This window comes from Okeania sp. SIO2B9 (assembly GCF_010672505.1).
GTDB classification, from domain to species: Bacteria; Cyanobacteriota; Cyanobacteriia; order Cyanobacteriales; family Microcoleaceae; genus Okeania; species Okeania hirsuta.
In genome coordinates this window covers 1-2750 of the sequence record NZ_JAAHGK010001053.1, presented here as the reverse complement: position 1 = coordinate 2750, position 2750 = coordinate 1, and the positions used below count along the sequence as shown (strand labels likewise).

The window sequence follows — 2750 nt, the reverse complement described above, 5'->3', positions numbered from 1 at the left end:
ATTCTTAGTAGCCCAATTAACTAATCAGAGTTAGTTGTTCTGGCAATTAGCCAACTTTTAAATCTGTTTGAGAAGTCAAAGTATTAGTCTATTTTTTTTAGAAAAAATAGTTTTTAATCAAAAAGTGTTTCAGTCCGGAATGCTGTTTGCGGAGCATTCCGGTACGGAAAATGCTAATAGTTAGTTAAACCATATCGAGTCATAATTATGGCAAATAAACCAGAAACAAAACAAGCCTACGAAGCTAAAATCAAAGCTCAAATTGATAAACTTAATGCTCAAATTGATGAAATGAAAGCCAAAGCAAAACAAGCTAAAGCTGATGCTGCAATTAATTATCACAAAAAAATAGAAGAATTGTCTACTAAGCGTGATGCAGTCAAAACCAAATTTCAGGAACTACAAAACTCAAGCGAACAAGCATGGGGAGATGTAAAAGTTGGTTTTGAAAAGGCTTGGAATGATTTGCACAACGCCTTTGATAGTGCAGTTTCTAAGTTTAAATAACTGATATTTAGCTACAACTAATTACAGAGTATTTTTGACTATCCCCAGGACTAAAGTCACGGGGATTTTTAATGTGGCGTTGATGAATCAAGCTATGAAACCTAAATTTCGCCAAATATAAAATGCTTTTCAGTTAATAGTTAGATATAGCAATGAGCGCTGGTATATTTACAAATTGCAGGAGGGGTTAAATAGCTAAAAGTCTTATATTATCGGCAATTTATTCCCCCTTCCGGAGCTGTTGCTTTCCGGAGCTGTTGCCTGCGCACAGCGCTATAATTTTTCCTACCCACTTAATTAATTACGAAAAGTTGAAAACTCCTGAGTTAAAACCCAGGAGAATAAAAATGACATATTTGCAAACCTCCCAATCTATTCGGTGGAGAATTAAACTATTTAACAGCATTACTTATTAGTTGTATAGGTGCATCTCTCCAGAGTTGGTCTAATCTATTAGCTGGCATCGTTAAGTACAAAACATCACCAGAATTCAGAGTCGCATTTAGCAATTCCCAACCATGAATTTCTTTACCGTTGCTTTCTATATACAAAGGTACAAAATCAGCACTGCTAGCTGCTTGTTGAACAATTTTTCCACAAAAAGGATGTCCCGGTGTAATTAAAGTGGCTAACGCTACCCACAAACTATCTGTTGTAATCCCATTACCAAGAATTCTACCGCCGATAGCTGCTGCTGCAAAAGCAGGGGAAGCTAATTCTGTGGGACTAAGTACAGACTCAAACTCAAAAACCTGTTGCACCATTAGAGCTAAGTGCGGGTCTTGACTTCTCACCACAACTGTGATTTTAGGAACAAGTCCCTTGGCACTCAGAGCAATTTCTAAATTAACAATATCATTACCAGTTACAGCTAAAAGTGCTTCAGCTTTTTCAATATTGGCAACTTCTAGAGTCGTAGATAAACTTGCATCTCCCTCAATTACAGGAATTTTCATAGACCTGGCAGTACTGAGAAATCTACAGCTAGGGTTACGCTCTACCACTACTACTTCATACCCACTACCAATCAGTTGCTCGGCAATATGTAAACCAATGCCACCAAACCCACAAATAATGTAATGTTGTTTTAGTGGTATGCGGGCAGCATCCCAATACTCTTGGAAGCGAGTACCTAATACAAAATCATTCAGGAGCGCATAACAAATACCAACGATCGCCGTTCCCACAAGCATCATTATCGAAGTAAATATTTTGATACTGCCTGGTGCTTGTTCGGCTATTTTTTCATTTCCCCCTGCTCCCGTAATCATCCCAACTGTAAAATAGAGAGAATCAACAAAGCTGTTATTCAGATTTATACTAATATAAGTAATAGTGCAGAATAACACAGTTACTAAAAGAGCCAAGTTGAGAATTACTGCTGATTTACTGTGTCGCTGAAATTGCCTGAGTCTGCCAAATATTTTGAATAAGTAATAAACTAAATTTTGTCTGCGAGTTCGCAGCTTTGGTTTGCTAGAAAGAATCAGACGATCTCCTACCTGTAACTCCCGCTCTTCTACTACAGCAGAGACTAAATCTATTGGATCTGCCACTGGTATATAGTAGATCAACATTAGAGAGCGGTCGTCCCACAAAGAACTCAGTTTACGACCTTTCCAAGGATGATTATGACCGATTAATTCTTCTCGCATTGGCCAGGTCTGATTGTATATGTGTAACTGGCCAATAGCATGATTTCCTAAAGCTGCAAAAGCAAACACTGGAGCTGCTAAAGCTGACACACTCATTGTTGTATGATCGGTTAGAGTGTGGTCTAAGCGATCGCCCAAACTTGTATTAAATAGGCGATTGATAATCCGAATTTTCGGATTGAGAATTCTTGCTAACATTAAGACGGCCAAATTAACAGACTCATCTTTCCCTGCTAAAACCAGAGTATGAGCGCTTTGAATGCCTGCTGCTAATAAGGTAGATGCTGAACGAAAGTTGCCGACAATAATCTCTGTACCCTCTCCACGGAGTGGGCGATCGCTTATACCTACAACTGTTGCACCCTGCTGTCTTAATAAACGGAATACTTTGTAGCCGGTACGACCCAAGCCACAGACTATTATTCTAGGTTTCATTAGATCGGGAAACTTATTAAAGTAATATTAAGAAGTCATCTTTTAGTTTGTACTATAAACTATCATTTATTATTTATACTAAAAAAAATGTAACTTACAACACGGTTTTTTTGCTAATATTTATCTTTATTTTTTGTCATTAATCATTGTTTT

General features: G+C 37.6%; 2 protein-coding genes. One reads left to right on the top strand and one right to left on the bottom strand.

Features of this window, described 5'->3' with window-relative positions; genetic code table 11:
- Nucleotides 1-207: 207 nt before the first annotated feature.
- A complete protein-coding gene (locus F6K13_RS27130) occupies nucleotides 208-507 on the top strand; it encodes a hypothetical protein (RefSeq protein WP_124143570.1) in 300 nt (99 codons plus the stop codon).
- A gap of 392 nt (nucleotides 508-899) precedes the next feature.
- On the opposite strand, the gene F6K13_RS27125 is transcribed toward F6K13_RS27130, so the two are convergent.
- Entirely contained in the window at nucleotides 900-2597 is a 1698-nt protein-coding gene (locus tag F6K13_RS27125; protein ID WP_124143569.1) for a TrkA family potassium uptake protein, read from the bottom strand.
- Nucleotides 2598-2750 lie beyond the last annotated feature (153 nt).